We start from the raw sequence: 7,975 nt of genomic DNA, 5'->3' as shown, positions 1-7,975 counted from the left end.
AACAGATGCCCTCCACCGTCCGCCGGTGGTCATTCCACGGACGGCCGCCCTTCGCGCCCCCACGCGGCATCAACGGCTCAATCCGCGCCCACATCTCGTCACTGAACTGAGGACTCCTGGTCACAAAGACAACCCTGACCCCCACCACCCAAATCAGTTACGCGACACGCCCTAGTCAACCCGCCAATTCAGGCGATTCATCTGCCCACCAACTGCGGAACCCGGGTCCTCGAACATCCGGAAATGCCGCGATCTGCGCGTGCTTGTGCCCGGCGGATGAGGGGCGACCAGACGCTAGTCAGCGCGCATCACGTGCGCGTCGAACGTCGCCCGCAGTGCACGCAAGTACTCTGGGTTCGCGCTCGCGAATGCCTGAACGTCCTTGAGACCGTCTGCCCTAAACGGCGCTCGTTTGAGCGAGTGGTCCTGCCTCAGCCCTAGCAGGGTGTGAGAGATTGGATCCTGCGACTCTCCAAGCAACGTCTCGACCAACTCGTACCGAAGTCCGTGAAGCGTGCACAGTCGCTCTTCGAACTCCCGCAGCGCCCCAGAAGCTTGCGCGAATGCATAGCTCATGAAGTCACGAAAAACGACGCTCAGTGTTTGGTCCGGAGACTCAACGAACGTCGTTCCGTTCCAATGCAAATCGCCTTTCACGAGTCTTGTCTGGGTGGGTGATCGCGCAACCATGGACAAGGTTGGCAGGTAGTCAGAACGGCCCGTTCGCGCGAGCCGCTCGAGGCCTCCGAGGATGTCGTTCGGCACGTAGGCAGTGACCCTGAGATTCACCTCTGAATCCACTTCGCGTTCGTTGAGCCATGCGCTGACTATGGCCGGCCAGTCGCCCGCACCCTGCAAGCATCCGTCAAGATCGCGACTCATTCGCGCCCAAGCCGGAGCATTGGCGCCCCGGACACGACGTGTGAATCCTGTCGAATACCGATCACCATCAGCGCCGACAACACCCAGTAGTTGCGCCTCAGTCCAAACGAGAGGTTCTGAGTATCGACCATGGCCGACCACCTGGACGATCCGCCAGCCTTGTGCACTCTTGAACCTGTCAGGGCTGCCCATCTCCACGCTGTCCGCTGCGGCCACCTCCACAACGGCGGTCTGTGCAAGTTGCTCTGCCCCCCAAGGCGTGTGTTGCAGGGCATGCTCCTCGTATCCGGGGACCGTGCTCACTACGAAATCTTGGATGGGCGACGAGAACTCGGCGAGCACGAGATACACGCTGTGCGGGAACATGACCCAATCTTCGCCGCCTTCATAATCCATATGAACAGTGATGTAGTCCTCAACACAGAGTTCGCCAAGGCGGCCATCGATAGAGCGGGCTGCCTCTTCGCGGCTACCCGCATTCCAAAAGAGCAGGTCGAGATGCAATGGACATGCTTCCAGTCCCCCGGCAAGGTCGGGGAGAGGAGCGGGGTCCGCTGCAATAGGAAGTCCGTCGTTACCCACTTTCAACACCAGTCCGAGCACGTGAAAGTCGACATGCTGTAGAAACCGCGCGAATGGTACGGCGAGTTCGTGCCATGTCGTGGACACCAAGATGCAACGCAGTCGATCTACTCGCACCCCCCGGTCCGCGGCGAGCAGTGCGACATACTTCTCAAGTTCATGAAGGGCCTGTCGCGCAGTCTGGTCGGACCTCTTGAGCTCGATGACCACCAAGTCACCGCATGAATCACGTGCAACGATGTCGATAAAACCGCGCGCTCCCGCTGGGTTCGCGAGAGGGTATTCCATCTTTACCAGCGTCAGGTCAGGCTCGACGATCTCAAGGTGCTCAGCCAAGTAGTCCCGGAGTTCAGATTCAGATCGCTGAGCAGACACAAGCGCCTCGGAACTCGCGAGGGTGACTCCTGTGCGAGTCACCCGGAACCATCCTCATGGCGTGCAGAGTACAGGGCGACGCTCGTCTACAGCCGCGTGGGCGCGCACGAGGCCTCGTTGGGTGTCTGGCCTCATAACCGTGCTCAGACCGCCAGCAAGCTCCAACGCTGCATTCGGGACATGCTCGGAGCCCTTGCCCTCCCAAAAGAACCAGAATTCCATCCACAGCAGCCCCTCGTCGGGGCGCGGGGGGCAGCCAACCCAAGGATCTGGCTCACAGTGTCGACCACCTACCCGGGGTGTGGCTCCATGCCGCCAGCCTAGGGACGCCCACGAGAGCGCGCGCGAACGCACGGTCATGCCGCGCCGCGGACGATAACCTGCGGCTGAGGAGCGCGGCGTCCTATTACGACCCCGTCCGTCCTACCTCCACGATCTGCGCCAACTTGACCAGATCGACGACCGGCGTAAGTCAGGACCGGTGCTTAGCCGTCGTAACTCCAGAGTTCGAGCGCCGATGCATCCCGCACGTCCATTTGGGCCACGCCCTTGTACAACCGGATCTTTCCGCTCCCACACACGGTGGTCCCGGGTTCAATCGGGTCGATGTAGGAGTCCCAGAGAACGAACGTGAAGCGGTCAGGAGACGGGTAATCCTCGCCGATGTTCACGAAGGTGCCATCTGCCGTCTCTCGTCCGCTCATGAGGGGGCCGCACACGCGCTGAACAGTCCCCACGTGATCTGACGCCTCGTCCCACCCCAGACCGCCTTCGGGCCACTGCTGCCCCATGCCGGGCCGGTTGCCACGTGAGGTGCACGTGCCCTCCTGCTCCAAGAGGGTGACTGCCTCCTCCCGGTTCCCAAAGGCGCGGAGTTCATCGCAGGAGGAACCCGAGCCAGGTCCAGGAACTCTGTTTGAGATGTAGTCCACGGCGATGTCGTACTCATTCGAGCAGTTATCGGCCAGCGCCTGCATGACAGAATCCGCATCACCTCTGCCCGTTCGCTCGTAGCTGATGGCCGCGTCAAGCAGTTGGGAGCAGTTCGGACGCCCGTCGGAGGAGCGAGAATCCGCAGAACTGGCGCACCCCAAGGTCCCGTTGGCGAGTGCCAGCGTAATAAGCGAAGCGGCGAAGGTACGCAGACGAGCGTTCATAATGGCCGATTCTTTCACCCCGGCCGCTGTCACCACCTGCCGTCCGCTGATCCCGCCGGCACCATCGCCGAGTCGAGGTCACCGAGAGGACACGTGCGCTCGTCTGTGCTGGGACGGAAGCCCTGCTGGGTGTCTGACGAACGCTCGCTCATGCCGCGGGGCGGGAGCACGATTGCGCTCCTGGCGCTGGTCGGGACTGAGGGATCGAACTAGCTGTGTGTGGTGTGTTCGCGTTGCGCGTGGTCGGGTGATTCGAGTTGGAAGGTGGAGTGCTCGACGCTCACGTCGAAGTGGTCGGCCACACACGCTTGGAGATCGGTCAGCATCTGGGCGGCGTGGCCGTCGGCGAAGCAGGCCTCCTCGACCACAACGTGGGCGGTGAGGACCGGCAGACCGGTGGCGATGGTGGAAGCGTGCAGGTCGTGCACCCCCACCACGTGCGGCACCTCCAGGATGTGACGACGGACCTCTTCGAGGTTCAACCCCGGAGGAGTGGACTCCAGCAGGATGCTCCCCGCCTCCCGCAGGATGGTGATCGCCCGCGGCACGATCAGGGTCGCGATCAGCATGCCTGCGAGGGCGTCGATCCGGGTCCACCCTGTCAGCGCAATGACGACCGCGCTCACGATCACCGCCACCGATCCGAGGGCGTCGTTGACGACCTCAAGGAAGGCGGCGCGCATGTTGAGGTTCGCACCGCGGCCCGAGCTGAGTACCAGCATCGAGACGATGTTGCCGACCAGACCGACGACGCCGAACACCAGCAGCCCGCCGGCGGTGACCTCCGGGGGCGTCCACAGGCGCCGAACACCCTCGACGAACGCGTACACCCCGACCCCGAGCAGGACCGCGGCTTGGGCTCCAGCGGCCAGCACTTCGGAGCGCCGCCAACCCCAGGTGCGTTCGGGGGTGGGTGGACGAAGGGCGAGGTTTGCGGCGATGAGCGCCATCAGCAGGCCCGAGGCGTCGGTGAGCATGTGGCCGGCGTCGACCAACAGCGCCAGGCTGTTGGTCCACCACGCGCCGATGAGCTCGGCGACCAGGATGGTGGCAGTGATCCCGAACGCGATCGCCAACTTGCCCCGATGGGCGCCCTGCGGCGCGTGGTCGTGGCCCGTGCTCACGCTGTCGCTCCTTGCAGGGCGGGCCTGTCGGCCAATGCGGTGAGGGTGGGCAGGTGGGTGGTGCGGCCCGCGCGGACACCGTTGGCGATCACGAACACCTCGGCCACCTCGTGAACCAGCACCACGGCCGCCAACCCCAGGACGCCGAAAAGGGCGAGCGGGATCAGGACCGCGAGCAACGCGATCGACAGGACCACGTTCTGCAGCATGATCCGGCGCGTGTAGCGGGCGTGATCGAACGCGTGCGGCAGGAGGCGCAGGTCGTCGCCCATCAGGGCGACGTCGGCGGTTTCGATGGCGACGTCGGTGCCCATGGCGCCCATGGCCACGCCCAAGTCGGCGCTGGCCAGCGCGGGGGCGTCGTTGACGCCATCGCCGACCATCGCGGTGACCTGGCCCCTTTCCCGCAGCCTGTGGATGATGGTCGACTTATCCTCGGGTCGCAGGTCGGCGTGCACGTCGGTGATCCCGGCCTCGGCGGCGAGGGCTCGGGCGGTGGTGGGGTTGTCCCCGGTGAGCATCGCGACGGCGTAGCCGTGGGAGCGGAAGTGGGCGACGACATGGGCGGCTTCGGGGCGGAGTTCGTCGCGGACCGCGATCGCGCCGGTGGTCTGCCCGTCGACCTCGACGAGGACGGCGGTGGCCCCGGCTTGTTGCATCCGGTCGATGTCGCCGGCGAGTGGGCCTGCCTCGATCCAGCCGGGACGCCCCAACCTTAGGCTGTGCCCGTCCAGGGTGCCGGTCAGTCCGGCGCCGACGGCCGCCTGCACGTCGTCGGCGGTCGTGGTGGTTTCGGTGGCGGCGAGGATGGCCTTGGCGAGGGGGTGCTCGCTGCGTGCCTCAAGCGCGGCGGCCCAGGCGAGCACCTGCTCGCGGGTGTGCGGGCCGGTGGTTGTCACCTCGATGACGACGGGTTGGTTGCGGGTGAGGGTTCCGGTCTTGTCCAGGGCGACGGTGCGGACCTTGCCGAGGACCTCCATCGCGGCGCCACCCTTGACGAGGATGCCGCGCCGGCTGGCCGCCCCGATGGATGCCACGACGGTGACCGGCACCGAGATGGCCAGGGCGCAGGGGGACGCGGCGACCACCATGACCAGCGCTCGTTGCAGCCACAGGCCGGGGTCGCCCACGGCGAAGCCGGCGACCACAGTCAAGGCCGCTGCAATGAGGATCCCCGGCACCAACGGTTTCGCGATCCTGTCGGCGAGCCGTTGGGTGGTCCCGCGCCGGGACGACTCGGCCTCGACGATGTGCACGATTCGGGCCAGCGAGTTGTTGTCCGCGGTCGAGGTCACCTCCACCTCGAGGATGCCGGTGCCGTTGATCGCACCGGCGTACACCTCGCTGGAAGGGCCGACCTCGATCGGCATGGATTCGCCGGTGATCGCGGACGTGTCCAGAGCGGTCCGGCCGGTGCGGATGACGCCGTCGGTGGCGAGCCGTTCGCCCGGCTTGACGACCATCAGGTCGCCCAGGATGAGCTCGTCGGGATCGACGACGACCTCGTCGCCGTCGCGCAGCACGGTGGCCTGCCGGGGGACCAGGTCGAGCAGGGCGCGCAGGCTGTGCCGGGTCTTGGCCAGCGAGTAGTCCTCCAGGCCTTCGCTGAGGGAGAACAGGAACGCCAGGGTCGCTGCTTCCTCGACCTGGCCCAGGAGGGTGGCGCCCACGGCGCCGATGGTCATCAGTAGACCCACTCCCAGCTTGCCCTTGGCGAGCTTCTTCAACGCACCCGGTATGAACGTCGACCCGCCGACCAGCAACGCCACCCCGCTGAGGACGAGCCTGACCGTTTCCCATCCGGCCAGGCCGGTCAGGAAACCGGCCAGCAGCAGGACGCCGGACACCAACCCCAGCTGGATGTCACGCACCTGCCACAGGTGGTCCACCGCGTCGTCGTCGCCAGGCGCCGTGGCAATGGGGGCATCACACCCGCACGCCGACATGCCTTCCTCGCGCTCGTCGCCGTGCGGATCTTCCTGCCCGCTCACCGGTCCGCCCCGACCGTGGCATGTACCTTCAGTTCTTCCGGTGTGGGGTTCGTCGTGGTGCCCAGCCCGTAGTTCGGACACAACGCCACCCCCTGGCCGGTGGTAGCCAGCAGTCGCTCCGCTGCCGCCAAGACGGCCAGCAGTTCCGGTGCGCTCACCAGCGAGAAGACCGACGCCCGCCCTTGTGGACGCGACACCACCAACCCGCACTCCCGCAAGCACGCCAGGTGGGCACTCACCGTCGATTGCGCCAACCCCAGGTGCTCGGTCAAATCGCGGACTCGATGTTCTCCGAAGATCAAGTGCTGCAAGATGGCCAGCCGGGACGGGTCGGACAGGCTGTGGAACAAGGCAGCCGCGACCTGCAGGTCGCCACCATCGGGCGCACTCTCAACGGCAGTCGGTATCGTCATGTGACGATAGTAGCGTCATGCATCGTTAGTGTCGCGTGGTGCTCAAGCGGGACTGGCTGCCCGTTCCGTCGAGCCAGGCTATGAGGCCCGTTGAGCGGTCCGGGCCCTCGCTGAGGCCTGCGGCGCTGTCGACCATTGGGGATACCGGCTGAACATGGCATCGACGTCGTCTGGGTCCAGCCTGAGGATGCGGCCGCAGCGGTACACGGGGAGGACGCCCTCGGCGATCCGGCGGCGGATGGTCTTCACGCTGACCCCGATGCGCGCAGCGGCCGTGGGCAACGACTCGTAGGTTCGCATGGTCATGGCGCTGTCCCTTTCTGGGCCCACGTGGGCCTCTAGGGACACAAGACCAGCTCGACGTACTCCTGGCCGCAGCCCCGGCTCGGTCTCCGATGACTCCCCAGGTCGCTTCCTGGGCGAGCGACGAGCAGTCATCCCTTGTGGGAGCAGGGTTGCGCGCACCGCGAGGCCTTAACGGCACCAAGGTCAAGGCCAGGCCGTTCTTGTGCCGGACGGCTGGCCCGGTGACCGTGCCCAACAACCGCCCTGTCGCTGGGCACGGCCTCACGCGAACGTCACGCCTTGTGAAGAAGGAGTTAGGCCGTTTGCGTCGGGGGGGCAGGCGGCGTCCGTAGCCCAACTCGCACGCACCGGTTCCCGTTCGGTGATTGGAACTGCACCCGGCCGCCCGTCAACCTGCCGCAGTCGGGGATTGGGCGGAAGGTGTGGTGGCCTGGATGAGCGCCCGTAGGTCCGCGTGGAGCTTGGCGTTGTTGAGCGTCCAGTGCGTGAGGCGCCGTCGGCGGTCCCTGAGGGGAGGGTCGCCGCTGACGTAGCCGTGGTCTTCGAGTTCATGGAGATTGCGAACGATCGTGGTGCCGGCGACGGTTCCCTCCAGCGCAGCGACCAGGCCGGGGGTACTCAGGGTGCCGCCGTGCTCAGCCAGCGCGACGGCGATGGCGAGCTTGACGCGGTTCATGCCCATGCCGACCAACGCGTCCAACCCGACAGGGAGCGGGGCGTCGGAGTAGGCAGGCACGCGCCCATTGTTTCAGTGGTCCGCGGCAAGGGGAGACGAGACACGATCAGCAATCTATACCGCTAAACGGTGTAGATGTGGTAACGTTCGGAAGGGATGGGGCTCGAAATCCCCAAGATCCATGCTTAGTCTTCCCGTACAAGATTCCGCCCTGGAGAGCTTGGAGCCAGTCATGGCCGCTTCTGAGATTGGCCGCACCCGCACCACCGCGGCCCGGCGCCACGGGCGCCAGACGCACTCCGGAGCTTGGGTGCTGCCGCTAGGCCGTGTTGATCAAGAGGCGGGGCCGGGCGCGGCCAGTGATTCCATCCGACGGGAAGGTCGCGGAGGACGGGCTTGGCGTCTTTGAGGCGCTGGGCAGGAAGATCTTGGGAGCGGGATTTCCCGGAGCTCGCGCCGTCGGGATAGG

General features: G+C 65.9%; 7 protein-coding genes. All 7 read right to left on the bottom strand.

Annotation, left to right across the window (positions count from 1 at the left end):
* Window positions 1-294: 294 nt before the first annotated feature.
* Complete coding sequence (locus tag H5397_RS16665) at window positions 295-1,881, bottom strand: endonuclease NucS domain-containing protein (protein ID WP_182818828.1); 1,587 nt, start codon at window positions 1,879-1,881, stop codon at window positions 295-297.
* Window positions 1,882-2,324: 443 nt separating this feature from the next.
* A complete protein-coding gene (locus H5397_RS16660; protein WP_182818826.1) occupies window positions 2,325-2,816 on the bottom strand; it encodes a hypothetical protein in 492 nt (163 codons plus the stop codon).
* Window positions 2,817-3,205: 389 nt separating this feature from the next.
* Entirely contained in the window at window positions 3,206-4,120 is a 915-nt protein-coding gene (locus tag H5397_RS16655; RefSeq protein ID WP_182818825.1) for a cation diffusion facilitator family transporter, read from the bottom strand.
* Window positions 4,117-6,066, bottom strand: a complete 1,950-nt coding sequence (locus H5397_RS16650) for a cation-translocating P-type ATPase (protein WP_182818830.1) — start codon at window positions 6,064-6,066, stop codon at window positions 4,117-4,119. Before H5397_RS16650 ends, H5397_RS16655 begins: the two co-directional genes overlap by 4 nt.
* A 41-nt stretch (window positions 6,067-6,107) precedes the next feature.
* On the bottom strand, window positions 6,108-6,524 hold the full coding sequence (locus H5397_RS16645; RefSeq protein WP_182818823.1) for a helix-turn-helix transcriptional regulator: 417 nt from the start codon (window positions 6,522-6,524) through the stop codon (window positions 6,108-6,110).
* A 78-nt stretch (window positions 6,525-6,602) separates the two neighbouring features.
* Window positions 6,603-6,830: a helix-turn-helix domain-containing protein gene (locus tag H5397_RS16640; protein WP_166233250.1), complete on the bottom strand. Its 228-nt coding sequence runs from the start codon at window positions 6,828-6,830 to the stop codon at window positions 6,603-6,605.
* Between the two features lie 388 nt (window positions 6,831-7,218).
* Window positions 7,219-7,566 (bottom strand): hypothetical protein, encoded by a 348-nt coding sequence (locus H5397_RS16635; protein WP_182818822.1) that lies wholly within the window; start codon window positions 7,564-7,566, stop codon window positions 7,219-7,221.
* Between the last annotated feature and the right edge of the window lie 409 nt (window positions 7,567-7,975).

Origin of the sequence: Propioniciclava sp. MC1683 (assembly GCF_014164675.1) — a bacterium.
GTDB lineage: Bacteria > Actinomycetota > Actinomycetes > Propionibacteriales > Propionibacteriaceae > Propioniciclava.
The sequence above is the reverse complement of the archived record's forward strand: the minus strand, read 5'-3'. Positions and strand labels throughout refer to the sequence as shown.